Raw genomic sequence first — 17,017 nt, 5'->3', positions numbered from 1 at the left:
GGTGGTTCGTCGGTTATCCTCAAAGGCAGTTATCGGGCCACATATGAAGAAGCCCGAAGATTGGCGGCCGAGACCGGCCGTCGTGGGAAGGGAGGAATTATGGCATTTCGGAAAGCCGCGTTTGCGGCGGTCATGGTCGCGACTGCGTTGAGCTCTTCGTTGGCATTCGCGCAGGCGGCGGATGACCAAGGTGCGGCACTCAGCGAAGGAGAGATCGTTGTTACCGCGCAGCGCCGTGAAGAGCGGCTGGTCGATGTGCCGATTTCGGTTTCGGCGGTCGGCAGCGCCGCAATCGACCGCGCGCAGGTCCGGACCGTCACCGATATCGCGACGATCGTACCCAACATCCAGATCAACGAAACGATCGGCAATAGTTTCGGTCCGCTGATCACCATTCGCGGCCTGTCGCCATCGGCCGATACCAGCCTCGCCCGCGACCAGCCGGTCGGCCTTTATATCGATGGTGTGCCGATCGGGAAATCGACCGGTGCGGCCTTCGACACCGTCGATCTGGAGCGGGTCGAGGTGCTGCGCGGACCGCAGGGAACTCTGTACGGCAAGAACACGATCGGCGGTGCGGTCAATCTGATCACCCGCAAGCCGAGCGGCGAATTCGGCGGCCAATATCTGGCGGGCGCCGGGAGCTGGGGGCAGTTCAATCAGCGAATCTCGGTCGATCTGCCCGAAGTGGCGGGCTTCAGCGCCAAGGTCGGCGTGATCACCAAGCTCGACGGCGGCTATTTCCGTAACAGCTTGCGCAAGGATAATTTCGGCGAAGAGGAATTGTGGGCGGCGCGCGCCGACCTGTTGTGGCGTCCGTCGGACAGCTTCAGCGCGCTCTACAGCTATGATATTTCGGACAGCAAGGGCACGCCGAACCAGCTTGCCGCCACGGCGGTCACGGGTTCGGGGGCGACCGCTTTCGTCAATGCGCTGATGAAGCCCTATGTCGTTTCCGGACGAACGCGTGAAATCGGGGCGCAAAGTGCGCTCCGCAGCGATTATCGCACCAATGGGCATGCGCTGACGCTTGAATGGCAGCCGGGTATCGGGGACCTCACGCTCAAGTCGATCACCGCGCGGCGGACCGCAATGACCCGGTCGGCGAGCGATTTCGACGGCAGCCCGCTCGATCTGCTGCGCATCATCCTCGACAATAATTACAAGCAGTTCACGCAGGAATTTCAGGCGATCGGGACCGTCGGCGATTTCAAATATACGCTCGGTGCCTTCTACCTCGACGACGAATATGACGTGTATAATCCGCGCTGGAACTTCCAGTTCGGCGGCAACGCCTTCGACATCAGCGAGCGTGGCGGCCATTCGAAATCCTATGCCGGTTACGGCCAGCTCGCGTGGACGCCGCAAGCGCTCGACGAGAGGCTGACGGCATCGGTCGGGCTTCGCTACACGCGCGAATCCAAGAATGCCTATGAGCTGCTGCTCTCCAATTCGGCCTATCGCACCAATCCGGCTGCGGCCGGTTCGGGCGTGTTCCTGCGCGACGCGAATGGTAACCCGATCACGCGCAGCGGCGGCCCGGCGGCCGGCGCGCGGCCGGGCGCGGGGGGAATCGGCTACACCGATCTCAGCCCGCTCGAAAATTCGGGGGTGTGGAAGCGGTTCAATCCCGAATTCAACATCCTCTACAAAATCCAGCCCGATTTTTCGGTCTACGCCCGCGTTGCGACGGGCTTCAAGAGCGGCGGCATCAACGACACCGCCGCGACCAACGGGGCCTTCATGACCCCCTATAATCCGGAAAAGCTGACGTCGTTCGAACTCGGCATGAAATATGCCGGGCTCGGCAATGCACTCAACCTCAGTGCGGCTGTCTATCATTCGATCTACAAGGATTTTCAGGCGGGTGTGTTCGTTCCGTCGCTGGTGACGACGAATATCATCAACGCGGGCAAGGCGAAGTTCACCGGCTTCGAGGTCGAGGGAACGCTGCGCCCCGTCGACGGGTTCTCGATCAACTTCGGTGGTGGCTATGTCGATGCACGCTACACCGATTTCATCCTGCCCGACGGCACCGATGTAACAGACACCTATGTGCTCTCTCGCGTGCCCAAATGGAATTATCAGATCGGCGCGCTGTATCGTCACGATGCAGGTGTCGGACGGCTGGAAGCGAGCCTGAACTACAGCTGGCGCAGCAGTCAGTTTTCGTCGATCACGCCTGACCCGCTCGCCAAGATGCCGTCCTATGGTCTGCTCGATGGGCGCATTGCACTCACCCAGATCGAGCTCGGCCGCGGCACGACGCTCGAGGTCGCGGCGTGGGGCAAGAATCTGACCGACAAGGAATATCTGGTCAGCGCGATCAACCTTGGCGTCCTCACGCTGGGCCAATATGGCGATCCGCGCAGTTTCGGCGGCGAAGTTCGTATCCGCTTCTGATCGCGGCGAAGCCGAGATGTCACTGGTATTGGACCCGCCGCGCACCGGGTCGCGGTGGGTCCTGCCCTTTCTCGGGGCAGTGACCTTCCTCACCGCGATCGGCAACATCGGGCTGGTGTCGGTGATGCCGACGATCGGCCGGCTGTTGCACATCCCCGATTTTCTGGTCGCGGGCATCTTCTCGCTCTCGGCGCTGACCTGGGCAATCAGCGCGCCCTTCTGGGTGTCGCGGATCGAGCGCAAGGGGCCGAACCCCTATATTCGCGCGGGGCTGGTCGGCTTTGTCGTTTCGATGGGCGGCTGTGCGCTGTCGGTCGAACTGGGCTTGCTGGGGCTGCTGACGCCGTTTGCGGCCTTCCTGCTCTTTTCGGTGTTGCGGTCGACCTATGGTTTGCTCGGTTCGGCGGCGGCCACCGCAACGCAGGCGCTGATCGCGGCCCAAACGGCGGGTGCGGCCCGAACGCGGGCGATCACGACACTGGCCGGCGCACTGAGCCTCGGCACCATCGTCGGGCCGGCGATCGCGCCGATGATGATCGTCGATCCGCTGGGGCCGCTCGGGCCGATGCTGGGTTTTGCGATCCTTGGTGTCATCGCGCTGACCGGTGCCTTCCTCTTCCTTCCGCGCACCGCGCGCGGCCTGACGCCAGTACCCGGCGGCGCGCCGAACATCTCGCTCACGCAGGTATGGCGGCGCAGGGGGATCGGACCTTATCTCAGCTTCGGATTGCTGCTGTGCTCGGCGCAGGCGATCAATCTTTATACCATCGGTTTCGTGATCATCGACCGCATGGCCGATGATCCGATGGCGGCACAGCGGATGATCGGCATCGCCATGACTGCGGCGGCGATGGCCGCGCTGTTCGGCCAATGGGGTTTCGTCCGGCTGTTTTCTCCCTCGCCGCTGTCGATGATGCGGATCGGCACTGGCTTTGCCCTTGCCGGCAATCTTCTGGCCATATCCCATGGCGGGGTAAACGCCGCCGCGCTGGGCTTCATTTTCGCGAGCTTCGGTTATGGCCTTGCGCGTCCGGGGTTCAGCGCGGCGGCATCGCTCGCGGGATCGACCGGGGATCAGGTCGCGATCGCTTCTGCGATCACCTTCATCGCCGGGGCATCGATCACCCTGCCGCCCGTTATCGCGTCCGCCGCCTATCAATGGTGGCGTCCGGCGCCATTTGCGATCGCTGCGTTGATCGGCGCCGCGTTGCTGCTGAGCCATCTGCTGCCCGTTCTGGCCCGGCATATTGTCCACAGCGAGCGATAGATCGTTCGCTCCGACCCGCTTTATCCGGCGGATGAAGAGCATAATGTCTGACCATGGCGTGCACGGCCAGCGGCCCGTGCACAGAATAGAAACTGGAGAGAGAGTGTGGATCGTTATCTTGTCATTTCGTCGGACGGTCATGTCGGTCTGCCCCCCGAAAAATATCGCGGCTATCTGGAATCGAAATATCACCAGCAGTTCGACGAGACCGTCGAACTCGAGATCAAGGCGCGCGAAGAGCATGAAAAACGCTTCCTGATCGACGACTTCAACAACAAGTGGCGCTCGCGCGTCGGCGACGGGCTGGAGGGCGCGTGGGACGGCACGATCCGCAACCGCGTGCTCGACGGCGACGGCGTCGCGGCCGAGGTTTTGTTTCCCGACGGGATCACCGAACGCAATGCGCCGCCCTTTGGCGCCGATATCGGGCTCCGTCCTTCGGCGGCGCGGGCCGAGCTGCAATGGGCCGGCGCGCGGGCGCACAATCGCTGGCTGGCCGAATTTTGTCAGGACGATCCGCATCGCCGCATCGGGCTTGCCGTTATTCCGGCGCTCTATGACATCGACGAGACCGCGAAAGAGATTGAATGGGCGAAGCGCCACGGCCTGAAGGGGGTGTTCTTCCCCGCGCTGACCGACGGGTTCGACCTGTATAACCACACCAAATATCATCGCATTTGGGCGATGCTCGAAGAAATGAACATGCCGCTTCATTTCCACTCGGGCGCGGCGCCCGCCTATGACACGACGCAGCCCGGCTGGATCGGCACCTTCCTGTGCGAATATGCATTCTGGATGACGCGGCCCCTGTGGGCGATGACCTTCGGCGGCGTTTTCGAAGAATATCCCAAGCTGAAGGTCTGCTTCACCGAGGCGGGCGGCGAATTCTGGTTCCCGTGGGTCACGCAGCTGATGGACGTCCGCGCTTCGGCCAAGCACACGAGCGGGAAGCTCGGCGATTATTATGCCAATATGAGCATGAAGCCGAGCGAGTATTTCCAGCGCAATGTGTGGGTTGGCTGTTCGGCATTGCCCGATGAGGAAACGACGCAGGCCTATTATGACATTGGCGTCGATCGCATCCTGTGGGGCACCGACTATCCGCATCCCGAAGGCACCTGGCCGCACACGTTCGAAAAAATGTCGGCGAGCCTCGGCGGATTGCCCGACGATGATATCCAGGCGATGCTCGGTATCAACGCGCTCGACGTTTATGATGTCGATGCCGATGCGCTGTGGAAAATTGCGGGTGAAATCGGTCCGCGTCGCGAATTGTTCGTCAAGCAGGCGGCCGAATAGGGCCACTCGCCGGTGCCCTTCTGATCTGGATTGGCGCATCTTGGAAGCCCCCTTCTTTCAAGGAGGGGGCTTCTGCCGCTATAGGCGATTGCATTCGGGCAATGCGCTGATAGCATCCGGTCCTTTAGGGTGGATTGATGTCGAGCTGGCGCGGGATCGAGGAATTTCTGGCGGTTGTTGATCAGGGCAGTTTTACGGCTGCGGGCGATCGGCTCGGTCTTTCGAAATCCTATATCAGCAAGACGGTGCACGAACTGGAAGAGCGGCTGGGGGTCCAGCTGCTCGTCCGCACAACCCGCCGCCTGTCGCTGACCGGCGCGGGCGAAAGCTTCCATCGCGAATGCGCGCAGTTGCAGCAACGGCTGAGCGACGTCGAAAAGCAGGTCGGTCTCTATAGCACCCATCCCGTGGGCCGCTTGCGCATCGGGCTCAGCGACATCTTCGGTTCGGATTATATGTCGGGGCTGCTTGCCGAGTTCAGCGCCGAGCATCCGGGGATCATGATCGAGCCGATCGCCTATCTGAACGAGAATGAGATTGTTCAGGAGAGTTTCGACATCGTCATCCGCTATGGCGCGTTGCCGAATTCGAATCTGCGCGCACGCACCTTTGGCTATCTGGCCTATTGCCTGTGCGCGACGCCCGCCTATGTCGCGGCGCACGGCTGGCCGAAAGCGCCCGAAGACCTGCTGGACCATGATTGCCTGACCGACCGCAGCGGGTCGATCAATTTCAACGGCGACATCTGTATCCGGGTCCAGCCCAAATGGGCCAGCAACAGCGGCATCGCCCTGCGCAGCGCGGCGCGAAAGGGGCTTGGCATCGCCAGCTTGCCGGTGATGGTCGTCCGTCAGGATCTGGCCGAAGGACGGATGGTCGCGCTCGAGGAGGAATGGTCCTTCTATGACCGCGAATGCTGGGTCGTCTATTCGCCGGGCATCATGTCGGTCGCGACGCGCGCCTTCATCGATTATCTGGTGCGCAAGACCGGGCGCACGAAAATCCGCCCCTCGATGGCCGCGTCGCTCGTCGCGCGCTATTAGGAGCAGGCTCTAAATCTGGCGATTGTTCGCGAGCAGGCACAAACTGTGCGCGATTTTGATCTTACCTCTTGGCGAACAGACGATACACTTCCCGGATAAAGGCCATCGCTCAAAGATGGCGTGAACTGGGAGACTGACCTTGTCTAAAGTCGATCGCTTTCCGATGCCCATTCCCCACGGCTGGTTCGGAATAGGCTATGGCGCGGACCTCGCGATCGGCGATGTCCGGTCGGTTCGCTACTTCGGCCGGGATCTGGTCCTGTTCCGCAACGAGCAGGGCGAGGCGGGGCTCCTCGACGCCTATTGTCCGCATCTTGGCGCGCATCTGGGGCATGGCGGAACGGTCGAGGGCGACAGCATTCGCTGTCCCTTTCATCACTGGGCGTTTCGGCCCAACGGCTTTTGCAGCAGCATCCCCTATGCCAAGGCTTTCCCGCCGCGGGCGAAGCGCGAGGCGCTCGCCCAATCCTATCCGGTGGTCGAAAAGAGCGGCGTCATCTGGGCCTGGTATCATCCCGACGAAATCGCGCCGACGTTCGACGTCATCGACTATCCCGAATTCACCAACCCCGAATGGGCCGAACCGATCAAGCGCGAATGGCGCTTTGCGAGCAACCCCCAGGAAATTGCCGAGAATGGCGTCGACGTCGCGCATTTCGCCTATGTCCACTCCATGGATGCGGTACCCGAGGGCGAGACCGACTATGACGGTGTGCGGCGGCATAGTGTTGCCCGGGGACATCGCACCATCGACCTGCCGTCGGGCGAGCGCAAGCAATTGCCCTATTCGGTCGACACGCTCCAGAACGGCGCGGGGCAGAAATTCACGCGGTTGAGCGGGCTCGTCGAGCTGTCGCTGCTTGTCATCGCCACGCCGGTCGAAGCGGACGACGTCGAACTGCGCTTCTACTTCACCCACCCGAAGGTCGCGCCGGGCTCGCCCGAGGAAAAGGCGATCGAGGCGGCGATCGAGAGCACCTGCGGGCAAAAGGGGGTCGAGGGCGACATTCCGATCTGGCATAACAAGATCCACCGCGCCCGGCCCTATTTGTGCGACGGCGACGGTCCGATCCTGCGCTTCCGCCGCTATTTCGAGCAATTTTATACCGATGGGCCCGACGGCAGCCGTCTGGTCGAGGCCGCCGAATAAGCCCTCCGCGCTCGCGGAAAATCATCACCGTCAAACATCTGCGCCCGCGGGCGCCATAGGGAGAATTGCGATGTCCAAATTGCGTTATGTTCAGGGTCCCGTCGAGACCCGTTCGCCCGGCATGCTGCGCAACACCGTCTACGGAATTCGCGCGACATATGAGACCGATCCCGAAATCATCGCGGCGCTGCTGCCGCAACCGCTGGTCGCGACCGCAAAGCCCGAAATCTGGCTGCAGATGGTGCATGTCGCGATGCATGTGACCGAAACCGAGACGATCGAAATCGGCGCACTGACCGTGGGGGTCAGCTGCACCCACGAAGGCGCGCCGGGGGCCTATTGCTTCCATATGGCGATGGAGGGCGAGTCCGTCGTCACCTCGGGCCGCGAGCGTTTCGGCGAGCCGAAAAAGATCGCGGAAACGCATTTCGAACGCAATGGCGACCATCTGCGTGCGACCTGCTCGCGTCACGGCATCGCCTATTTCGAAATCGAAGGCACGATCGGCGAAGCGATCGATGCGCCGCTGAAATTCGAAGAGCATCTGTTCTGCTACAAGGGCATGCCGTCGATCGATCAGCCGGGCCAGTTCGACGGCGACGTCTTCCTCACCCGCCTCAACTGGGAACGCAATTATGACTCCCGCCGCGCGATGACAGGGACGATCACCTTGCGCGATTCGGCTTTTGATCCGCTCGCCGATATCCCCGTTCGCCGCATCACCGACATGCAATATGTCGAGGGCGGGACCGCGACCGGCGGCACGCTGCTGCGCAAGGTGCCGGGCGAGTGGATCGCGCCGCATTGGGTCGGGCGGAACGATGATCCGCGCAATGTCGGTGCCGACATCGGCGAGCGGAAGGCCGCCTGATGGACGATTTTTCCGGCCGGGTGGCCGTCGTGACCGGTGGGGCGAGCGGGGTTGGCAAATGTCTGTGCGCCGACCTCGCCCGCGCCGGGGCGCATGTGGTGATTGCCGATATCGATCCGGCGCGGCTCGAAACCGTCCGCGCAGAGATTGACGCGCTAGGGTCGGGGCAGGTGCTCGCCATCGCCTGCGACGTGACCAAGGAAGCGTCGGTGCGGGCGCTCGCGGACCAGGTTTTTGGCCGGTTCGAGACGGTGCATATCCTGTTCAACAATGCCGGCGTCGGGCTGGGCGAAGCGCAGCGCAAGCTATGGACGCTCCCGCTCAGCGACTGGCGCTGGGGCATCGACGTCAATGTGCTCGGCGTCGTTCACGGGATTGCGGCCTTCGTGCCGCGGATGCTCGAGGCGGGGCAGGAGGGCGTGGTTGTCAACACCAGCTCGACCAACGGCGGGCTGCGCTCGCTTCCTAACACCCCCATTTATGCCGCCACCAAGGCGGCGGTGACCAGCATCTCCGAAGTGCTGCACCAGCAATTGCTGCGCGAAGGCGGCAAGCTGCGCGCCGCCACGCTCTTCCCCGGGCCGCACACGGTCAACACGGCGATCATGGCATCGGGCGAGGTCCGCCCGAAGGACTATGTCGAGAATGAAGCGCAGACCAAAGTCGCCTATCGGACGATGGAGGATCTGGTACGGACGACCGGGCTCAAGCTCAAACTGACCGAGCCCGCCGAGGTGTCCGCCTTCGCGCTCGACGGCATAAGGGCGGGGCGTTTCTGGCTGTTGCCCGAAAGCGAGGAGAATGACGTGCTGATCGCCGCGCGAACCGAACAGATATTGGCGCGGCGGGATCCGCCGTCGGCATGGTAACGGCGGGGGCACCCGAAAAGCAGGAGCAGGGCGCGTCGACAGGGGGCGGTTTCTATCGCTGGCTGGTCGTTGCGATCCTGTTCGTCGGCTATTGCTTCAGCGCAATCGATGCGCGCGTGCTGACGCTGATGGTCGAACCCATTCAGCGCGACCTGAATCTCAGCGATTTCGAAATCAGCCTGCTTCAGGGTTTTGCCTTTTCGCTCCTCTATAGCATTGCCGCGCTGCCGATAGGCCGCTTCGTCGATCGCACCAAAAGGCGCGCGACGCTGATCGTCTGGGGGGTGATTTTCTGGTCGGCGATGACAGCCGCCTGCGGCTTTACCAGCAGCTTCATCGGGCTCTTCCTTGCCCGCGTCGGCGTCGGGGTAGGCGAAGCGACGCTCAGTCCGACCGCCTATTCGCTGATCAGCGATTATTTCGAGCGTCGAAGACGGGCGCTGGCGATCAGCTTCTATGCGATCGGCTATCCGATCGGCGGCGGCCTTGCCCTTCTGATCGGGGGCTGGTTGCTCGCGCGCTTCACGAAAACGGGCGGCGTAACATTGCCATGGCTCGGCAGTTTCGAACCGTGGCAGATGGTGTTCCTGTGCGTTGCGGCGCCGGGGCTGATCGTCGCCGCGCTGATGATGACGATCCGCGAGCCGGCGCGGCAGGAGCTGGCGGCGAGCCTGTCGGTGCAAAGCAGCCTGCGCGAAGGGTTCGACTATATTGCCGAACGCTGGGCGCTGTTCGGTTCGCTGATCGGTTCGCTCGCCCTGATTGCGCTTCTGGCGATCGGCACAGCGCTGTGGTTTCCGACTTTCCTGATCCGTAGCTATGGCATGAGCCCGGCCGAGGTGGGGATGTCCTACGGGATGATCATGCTGACCTGCGGTACTGTCGGCACGCTGTCCGGCGGCTGGCTCGCGGGACGGTTGATGCAGGGCGGCCGGGCGGACGCCAATATGCGCGTCGTGCTGATCGCGACGTTATTGAAGGGCGTGCCGTTGGTCATCGCGCCGCTGATGCCGACGGCATTTTGGTCGTTGACGATGATGGCGATCGGCACGCTGATCGGACAGGCGTCGCAAGGCGTGATGCTGACGGCGATCCAGGATGTGACGCCCAATCAGCTGCGCGGCCAGGTCACCGCCATCTCGTTGCTGTGCGTCAATCTGGTCGGGATGGGGCTGGGGGCCAGCGTCATTGCCGCGATCACCGATTTCGGTTTCGGCGATCAGGCAGCGCTCGGCTATTCGATCGCGATCGCCGGGGCGGTCGTGCTGCCGTTGATCATCGGCCTGCTTCTGGTCGCGCTGCCGCACTACCGTCGCGCGATCGAAGGCTGACACGCGTCATCGCGTTCGTCAGCCGAGAACGGCGACGCTCCGCAAGATCAGGCGGACGAGGTCGGCCTGACGGCTGACTCCGGTCTTGCTGAGGATCGTCTTGCAATAGCTGCGCACCGTATTTTCGGTAAGTTCCAGCTTCGCAGCCGCTTCGGCGAGGCTCAGCCCGGTCGCGAGGAGCGCCGCCAGATGCGCCTCGGACGGCGTGAGATCGAAAATCTGGCTGACCAGCCTTTCGAGCGGCTGATTATTGTCGAGCCCCGAGACATAGACCACCGCGGCGGGGCCGGCCTCGTTGCTATAGCGCGAGGGGGTTTCGATCGTGCGCACGAGCACCCCCAGATGCCGGTCGACATCGGCCTCGACACGCAGCCCTTCGGCAAAGCTGCCGCCGTCGCGGCGCGCCGCCACCGCCTTGCCGATCAGTTGCTGGAGTTGCGCATTGCCCGTCTTGCTTGCAAGTACCAGCCGGTCGTCGGCGGCGCGCAGCGCGGTGCTCGATTTGATGAGTGCGCGCCCCGCGCTGTTGGTGCGCAATATGCGGCCCGCGCCATCGAGGATGAAAGTGCAGAGCGTCAGCCGGTCGAGCGTGTCGATCATCACCTGAAGCTCGGTCTCGTCACGGCGGATGCGCGAGAAGAGCGCTAGCGACTGTTCAAGATGCGGGCGCAATGCAAGCAGCACCGCCTTGTCTTCGTCGGTGAAATCCTCTTCGGTCGGGCCGTTGGTGAGGCCGACATTGCCCTCCCATCCGCCGGGTTCGGAGATATACATGCCGAGCTGATATTCGATGCCATAGGGCTGCAATATCTCTCGATAAAAACGATTGCCGCGCAGATCGTCCGGCGAAATAATCTCGCTCAGTCGATAGATGTCGCCGGCCTTCGTCAGCGCGTTGCGTAGGGGGTCGAGGTCGCCGATCTCGGCATGGACCGCATGAATCCGGCGCGCCTCGCGCTCGTCGATGACTGGAGGTGGCCCCCAGATGATCAGCGGCGGTGTGCCTTGCCGGCTGAGGCGTAGCGTGATCGCTGCGCTGGCGCAGCGCATCCGGCGGCTCAATGCTTCGAGGAAGCCCAGCCACGGCGTCGCTTCGAGCGGCCCGCGATAAAGCAGCGTCACCAGTTCATCGACTTCGGCCAGAGGCTTCTCTATCCGCATTCCGGTTCCGCTTCCTGTCCGCGCCCGGTCGTCAGATATCTCTGCGGAGTCGGGCTCCGTCCGGCAATGACCTGTCCGGGCGCTGGCGGCAAGAGGGGGCGGCAAGAGGGGGCGGCAAGAGGGGGCGGCAAGAGGGGGCGGTAAGGGGTGACGCTGTAATCGCGCGCCCCCCGAATAGGGGTTGTCGCGCTCACGCCCGCGCGTAACGCAGCGGTGAGCAAATCGACCGGGCAGACAGGCGGCTTGGCCTGAGCACCCGGCACAGGAGATCGTCTGCCGTGGCCGAAGCGAAGTTCACGATACCGCACAGGATTTTTGCTGCGGCCAGCGTCCACGGCGATGCCGTCGCGATCCGCGGCGAGGATGGGGGGCAGGTCCGCTACCGCGATCTCGAACCGCTGGCGCGAGCCGCCGCCAAGGGCTTTATCGCGGCGGGTATCGCGCAGGGGGATCGGATCGCGATCTGGGCACCCAATGCGACAGGCTGGATCATCGCCGCCCTCGGCGCGCAGGCGGCGGGCGCCGCGATCGTCCCGCTGAACACGCGGCTGAAGGGGCGCGAGGCAGGCTATATCCTGCGTACCAGCGGCGCCAAGCTGTTGCTCACCGTTTCGGATTTTCTCGGCACCGCTTATCCGCGATTGATCGAGGGCGAGGATTTGCCCGACCTGCGCGGCATCATATTGATGGAGGGCAATGAAGGCGGGCTGCCCTGGCAGAGCTTCCTCGATCGTGGCGCGGCGCTTTCGGATGCCGCGGTCGACGCGCGCCTGGACGCGCTGGCCGAAGATCATGTCTGCGACATCCTCTTCACCTCGGGCACCACGGGCAATCCCAAGGGGGCGGTGACGACGCATGGTCAGAATGTCCGGCTCTATCACGCCTATGGCGAGACGCTGACCTATGGGCCGGGCGACAATTTCCTGATCATCAACCCCTTCTTCCACAGCTTTGGTTATAAGGCGGGATGGCTGGTGGCGTTGATGCGCGGGGTAACCGTGTTACCCCATGCCGTGTTCCAGACCGACAGGGTGCTCGAACGGATCGAGCGCGAGCGCGTAACATTGCTTCCCGGGCCGCCGACCATCTTTCAGAGCCTGCTCGCCGGGCCCTACGGCAAGTTTGACATTTCATCGCTGCGTGTCTCGATCACCGGCGCGGCGTCGGTGCCTGTCACACTGATTGAGGAGATGCGCGGCAAACTTGGCATCGAGGTCGTGCTCACCGCCTATGGCCTCACCGAAACCTGCGGCGTTGTGACGATGTGCGGTGCGGGCGACGATGCTGCGACCGTCGCGAACACCGCGGGTCGTCCATTGGACGGGATCGAGGTCAAGCTGATCGACGCGGCGGGCGAGGCTGTGGCGCCGGGCGAAGCGGGCGAGTTGCTCGTGCGCGGCCCCAATGTAATGCAGGGCTATTTCAACGATCCGGCGGCGACCGCAGCGGCGATCGACGGCGAAGGCTGGCTGCGCACCGGTGACGTTGCGGTGCAGGACGCGCGCGGCAATGTGAAGATCACCGACCGCGCCAAGGACATCTTCATTGTCGGTGGCTTCAACGCCTATCCGGCCGAAATCGAAGGCCTGCTCGCGGCCAACCCGGAGGTCATGCAGTCGGCCGTCATCGGCGTGCCCGACGAACGTCTGGGCGAAGTGCCCAGGGCCTATGTTGTCCTCCGGCCCGGCGCGACTGCGACGCCCGAGGAGATAGTCGCCTGGTGCCGCGAGAATATGGCGAACTATAAAGTGCCGCGCCAAGTGGTGATCCTGGACGCGCTGCCGGTGAACGCATCGGGCAAGGTACAGAAATTCCTGCTGCGCGATGCGGGGGGACGGGAATGACGGCTGACGACCGATAGTTGCCCTTCCCTTCATCGTCATCCCGGACTTGATCGGGGATCCACGACGACGGCGCAGCTATGGATCCCGGATCAAGTCCGGGATGACGAAGGTCTGAATGGGACCAAGGGTTGCAGTTCCCCGGCGAAGGCCGGGGTCCAGGGCCAACCAGCAGACGTCTGCTTTCTAACGCTCTGGGCCCCGGCCTTCGCCGGGGAACAGGAGCGGTAGAGAACGTCCGCTTCCCAACCCAAAGCGGACTATCGCCTACGCATGCAGAAGCTCAATTATCGGGATAAAAGCGGCTGATCGTATCCACCACACAGGCGGGCTTCTCGACGCCCTCGATCTCCACCGTCACCCGGACGACCGCCTGGACGCCGCCCTTCGCTTCCTCGGTCTTGACCAGTTCGCCCTTGCCCCGGATCCGGCTGCCCGCCCGGACGGGGCTCAGGAAGCGCAGGTTGTCAGTGCCGATATTGACCCCCATCGACACGCCGCGGACCTCGACCAGTTCGGGGAGGAAGCGGTTGACGAGGCTCATCGTGAGGTAACCATGCGCGATCGTGCCGCCGAACGGGCCGTCCTTCGCGCGCTCGGGATCGACGTGGATCCATTGATGATCGTCGGTCGCCTGCGCGAACAGATCGATCCGGTCCTGCTCGATCGAGATCCATTCGGTGGGGCCGAACTGTTCGCCGGCGGCTGTCAGCAGCGCCGCGGGCGTTTCGAAAATCCGCGCGCTCATGCCTGCTGGCTCGACACCGCGAGGACTTCGCCGGTCATGTAGGAGGACAGGTCGCTGGCGAGAAAGAGCATCACGTTCGCGACCTCCCACGGCTCGGCATAGCGGCCAAAGGCTTCCTTCTCGGTCAATTCCTCGAGCAGCCCCGGCGGGGTCACCTTGGACAGCGAGGCGTGCATCGCCAGGCTGGGCGAAACCGCATTGATGCGCACCCCCTGTTCGGCCGCCTCGAGCGCCGAACAGCGCGTGAACGCCATCACCCCCGCCTTGGCCGCGGCATAATGCGCCTGCAGCTTCTGCGCGCGCCAGCCGAGCACCGAAGCGTTGTTGACGATCGCCCCCTTCTGCCGTTCGTACATGTGCGGCAGGATTGCGCGGGTCATGCGGAAGACGCTGGTGAGCGTGACGTCGAGCACCTTGTGCCACTGGTCGTCGGTCATCTCGATCACGGGCGCCGCGCCGCCGAGGCCGGCATTGTTGATGAGGACATCGACATGCCCCATCGCGCCGATCGCGCCCGCAACCAGCGCCTGCACCTGCTCCTCGTCGGTGACGTCGCAGACAAGCGTGCCGGGGCGTGCGAAGCCGAGCGCGGCGATCCGGTCGGCGGTCTCGCCCAAACGCCGTTCGTGCATGTCGGAAAGGAAAAGCGTCGCGCCTTCCTCCGCCGCGCGCTGGGCGACCGCGCCGCCGATGCCGCTGCCCGCGGCGGCGGTGATCAGCACGGTCTTGCCCTTCAAGAGGCCGGTGGGGGTGGGATATTCGGGGGCGGGTCGTGCCACATTCGGCTCCTTCATTTGAGGTCGCCGCGCGGTTCGCGGGGAAGCCCCAGCGCGCGCTCGGCGATGATGTTGCGTTGAATCTCGTTGGTGCCGCCGTAAATCGTGTCGGCGCGGCTGTAGAGGAACAGGTTGGGCAGCATGGGGAAGGCATAGTCGTGCCCCGCCACCGTCTCGCCCGCGATGCCGAGGACGTCCATCGCGAGTTCGCCGAGGTCGCGGCGCCAGGTCGCCCACTGAATCTTGTAGGTGAGCGCCGACGGGTTGAGTGTGCCGCCCTCGCCATCGCTGAGCATGCGCAGCGCGCCATAACGCATCAGCTTCAATCCGATTTCGGCTTTGGCGATGCGCTGACGGATGAGCGGGTTCTTTGCCTCGCCATTGGTGCGTGCGGCGGCGATCACCGCGTCGAGTTCGTTGCGAAAGCCCATTTGCTGCGCAAGCGTCGAGACGCCGCGCTCGAAGCCGAGCAGCCCCATCGCGACCTTCCAGCCATCGCCGGGTTGTCCGAGAATATTGGCGGCATCGGTGCGTGCGCCGTCGAAGAAGGTCTCGTTGAACTCGGCTTCGCCGGTGATCTGGTGGATCGGGCGGACGGTGACCCCGCGCTGGTCGACCGGGACGAGCAGGAAGGAAAGGCCCTTGGGACCGGTTGAACCTTCCTCGCTGCGCGCGATCACGAAAATCCAGTCGGAGAATTGGGCGAGGCTGGTCCACACCTTCTGCCCCTCGATCACCCAGTCTTCGCCGTCGCGCCACGCCTTGGTCCGGACATTGGCGAGGTCGGAGCCGGCGTTGGGTTCGGAATAGCCCTGACACCAGATTTCTTCGCCTTTCGCGATCTTTGGCAGGAAGCGCGCCTTCTGCTCTTCGGTACCGAAGGCGAGGATGGTCGGGCCGGCGAGTTCGATGCCGATATGATTGAGCCGCGGCGGGGCGCCCGCGCGCGCATATTCCTCGGCGAAGATCACCTGCTCGGCGAGCGTCGCGTCGCGGCCGCCATAGGCCTTGGGCCAGCCGACGCAGCTCCATCCCGCTTCGCCGAGCTGGCGTTCCCAGTCGCGGCGGCGGTCGGGCATTTCGGTCAGGCTGGTCAGCCCGCGCACGTCGGCGAAGGGGCTGTCCAACTCGGCCGCGAGCCATGCTGCGGCTTCGGCGCGAAACGCCTCTTCCTCGGGAGAGAATCCCAGCTTCATGCGGCTTCGTCCAATCCAGCCAGCCCGGCCACCTGTTCGCGGTGCCAGTCGGGGGTGCCGAGCAGGCTTGCATTGCTGCGCGCGCGTTTCAAATAGAGATGCGCGTCATGCTCCCAGGTGAAGCCGATGCCGCCGTGAAGCTGGATCATCTCGCCCGCGCAATGGCTATAGGTGTCGCAAGCGAAGGCCTTGGCGGCGTGGACCGCGAACCCGGCTTCGTCCGATCCTTCGTCGATCGCGCACGCGGCCCAATAAACCGCCGATCGTGCCTGTTCGATCGTCACCATCATATCTGCCAACCGGTGCTTCACCGCCTGAAAGCTGCCGATCGCGCGGCCGAACTGGACGCGTTCCTGCGCATAGGCAACCGTCCGGTCGAGACACGCCTGCGCGCCGCCCAGCGCATCGGCGGCAATGGCGAGCCAGCCCGTGGTGAAGGCGGCGTGCATGGCCGCGCGGGGATCGGCGAGAGGTTCCGCGCGGACGCCGCCGAAATCGAGCCGCGCATAGGGACGCGTCTGGTCCATGCTGGTGAGGGGAGTGATGCCAAGCCCCGGCGCGCTGCGCTCCACGATCGCGACATGATTGTCGGTCGCGACCACGAACATATCCGCGTCGGCGCCGTGCGGTACATGGAGCGCGGCGCCGGTCAATGCGCCGTCGATCCACGTCGCCCCCGGCGCCGCCTCGGCAAGGCTCGCCACCAAATCGCCCGACGCCAAGCGGGGGAGGAGGCGCGCCTTCTCCTCGTCGCTGCCGCCCGCAAGGATCGCAGGGGCGGCAAGCGCGAGGCTGGCGAGCAGTGGGAGCGCCGCGGTGCGCCGCCCCGCTTCCTCGGCCAGGATCGCCAGCTCGACCATGCCGAGCCCGGCGCCGCCCAGCGCCTCGGGAATCGCGACGCCGGCCAGCCCGAGTTCGCCGGTGAACGCTTGCCACAGCGCGCGATCGACGCCGGTGTCGGCCATCGCCGCGCGCGTGCGCTCGCTCGTCGCATTCTCCGCTAAGAAGGCTTTCGCCGTTTCGGCGATCATCACCTGTTCGTCGGTGAAGGCGAAATGCATC

The 17,017-nt window shown here is 64.0% G+C and carries 14 protein-coding genes; 9 read left to right on the top strand and 5 right to left on the bottom strand.

The genetic code is table 11. From position 1 onward, the window contains the following. Positions 1 to 99: 99 nt before the first annotated feature. From AC07NV_RS01815 to AC07NV_RS01780, 8 genes are all read left to right on the top strand, one after another. A complete protein-coding gene (locus AC07NV_RS01815; RefSeq protein ID WP_495164625.1) occupies positions 100 to 2,403 on the top strand; it encodes a TonB-dependent receptor in 2,304 nt (767 codons plus the stop codon). 16 nt (positions 2,404 to 2,419) lie between these two features. Beyond that, positions 2,420 to 3,670, top strand: coding sequence for an MFS transporter (locus AC07NV_RS01810; protein WP_495164624.1), 1,251 nt, complete (start codon positions 2,420 to 2,422; stop codon positions 3,668 to 3,670). A gap of 105 nt (positions 3,671 to 3,775) precedes the next feature. Continuing rightward, positions 3,776 to 4,969 (top strand): amidohydrolase family protein, encoded by a 1,194-nt coding sequence (locus tag AC07NV_RS01805; protein WP_493120618.1) that lies wholly within the window; start codon positions 3,776 to 3,778, stop codon positions 4,967 to 4,969. Between the two features lie 137 nt (positions 4,970 to 5,106). Continuing rightward, positions 5,107 to 6,012 (top strand): LysR family transcriptional regulator, encoded by a 906-nt coding sequence (locus AC07NV_RS01800; RefSeq protein ID WP_495164623.1) that lies wholly within the window; start codon positions 5,107 to 5,109, stop codon positions 6,010 to 6,012. 139 nt (positions 6,013 to 6,151) lie between these two features. Beyond that, a complete protein-coding gene (locus AC07NV_RS01795) occupies positions 6,152 to 7,162 on the top strand; it encodes a Rieske 2Fe-2S domain-containing protein (protein ID WP_495164622.1) in 1,011 nt (336 codons plus the stop codon). A 70-nt stretch (positions 7,163 to 7,232) separates the two neighbouring features. Beyond that, positions 7,233 to 8,033 (top strand): acetoacetate decarboxylase family protein, encoded by an 801-nt coding sequence (locus tag AC07NV_RS01790; protein WP_495164621.1) that lies wholly within the window; start codon positions 7,233 to 7,235, stop codon positions 8,031 to 8,033. Beyond that, entirely contained in the window at positions 8,033 to 8,902 is an 870-nt protein-coding gene (locus AC07NV_RS01785) for an SDR family NAD(P)-dependent oxidoreductase (protein ID WP_495164620.1), read from the top strand. Before AC07NV_RS01790 ends, AC07NV_RS01785 begins: the two co-directional genes overlap by 1 nt. Then, positions 8,896 to 10,233 carry an MFS transporter gene (locus AC07NV_RS01780; RefSeq protein ID WP_495164619.1) on the top strand — a complete coding sequence of 446 codons (1,338 nt, stop codon included), beginning with the start codon at positions 8,896 to 8,898 and terminating at the stop codon, positions 10,231 to 10,233. The genes AC07NV_RS01785 and AC07NV_RS01780 overlap by 7 nt, the downstream gene beginning before the upstream one ends. Before the next feature lie 18 nt (positions 10,234 to 10,251). On the opposite strand, the gene AC07NV_RS01775 is transcribed toward AC07NV_RS01780, so the two are convergent. Continuing rightward, complete coding sequence (locus tag AC07NV_RS01775) at positions 10,252 to 11,394, bottom strand: helix-turn-helix transcriptional regulator (protein ID WP_495164618.1); 1,143 nt, start codon at positions 11,392 to 11,394, stop codon at positions 10,252 to 10,254. 278 nt (positions 11,395 to 11,672) lie between these two features. Between AC07NV_RS01775 and AC07NV_RS01770 the strand changes: the two genes are divergently transcribed. Then, positions 11,673 to 13,238 (top strand): FadD3 family acyl-CoA ligase, encoded by a 1,566-nt coding sequence (locus AC07NV_RS01770; RefSeq protein WP_495164617.1) that lies wholly within the window; start codon positions 11,673 to 11,675, stop codon positions 13,236 to 13,238. A gap of 280 nt (positions 13,239 to 13,518) precedes the next feature. Here the strand turns inward: AC07NV_RS01770 and AC07NV_RS01765 are convergent, their stop codons facing one another. The 4 genes from AC07NV_RS01765 to AC07NV_RS01750 are packed head-to-tail and all read right to left on the bottom strand — an operon-like array spanning position 13,519 to position 17,016. Then, the gene (locus tag AC07NV_RS01765) at positions 13,519 to 13,983 is read right to left on the bottom strand and encodes a MaoC family dehydratase (protein ID WP_495164616.1); all 465 of its coding nucleotides are present in this window, start codon (positions 13,981 to 13,983) and stop codon (positions 13,519 to 13,521) included. Then, positions 13,980 to 14,762 carry an SDR family oxidoreductase gene (locus AC07NV_RS01760; RefSeq protein ID WP_495164615.1) on the bottom strand — a complete coding sequence of 261 codons (783 nt, stop codon included), beginning with the start codon at positions 14,760 to 14,762 and terminating at the stop codon, positions 13,980 to 13,982. The genes AC07NV_RS01765 and AC07NV_RS01760 overlap by 4 nt, the downstream gene beginning before the upstream one ends. Before the next feature lie 11 nt (positions 14,763 to 14,773). Further along, entirely contained in the window at positions 14,774 to 15,955 is a 1,182-nt protein-coding gene (locus tag AC07NV_RS01755; RefSeq protein ID WP_495164614.1) for an acyl-CoA dehydrogenase family protein, read from the bottom strand. Continuing rightward, a complete protein-coding gene (locus AC07NV_RS01750) occupies positions 15,952 to 17,016 on the bottom strand; it encodes an acyl-CoA dehydrogenase family protein (protein WP_495164613.1) in 1,065 nt (354 codons plus the stop codon). Before AC07NV_RS01750 ends, AC07NV_RS01755 begins: the two co-directional genes overlap by 4 nt. Position 17,017 lies beyond the last annotated feature (1 nt).

The sequence above is a fragment of the Sphingopyxis sp. GW821-FHT10B01 genome (assembly GCF_059415685.1).
The sequence above is the reverse complement of the archived record's forward strand: the minus strand, read 5'-3'. Positions and strand labels throughout refer to the sequence as shown.